We start from the raw sequence: 282 nt of genomic DNA on the forward strand, positions 1-282 counted from the left end.
GTACGACCCGGAAAAAGATGTTGAGCTGGCCAATCAGTTGATTGAATCCGGTGTTGATTTATTAACACACCATACCGACTCATCCGCCATTGCCGAAATCGCCGAGCAGAAAAACGTTTATGTTATCGGCTACCACTCAGATATGCGTCCATTTGCACCCAGCAAACACCTGGCGTCGGTTGTTCATAACTGGGGGCCTTATTATATCAATCGCATTCAAGCCCTGTTAAACAACACCTGGAAGCCCGACAGTGAATGGACTGGCATGGCAGAGTCTACCTC

At 48.2% G+C, this 282-nt stretch carries 1 protein-coding gene; it reads left to right on the forward strand.

The features are described 5' to 3' along the window. A partial coding sequence (locus Q4563_RS19335) for a BMP family ABC transporter substrate-binding protein (protein ID WP_303605668.1) occupies positions 1 to 282 on the forward strand: 282 nt, incomplete at both ends.

It is taken from the genome of Gilvimarinus sp. 1_MG-2023, assembly GCF_030548285.1.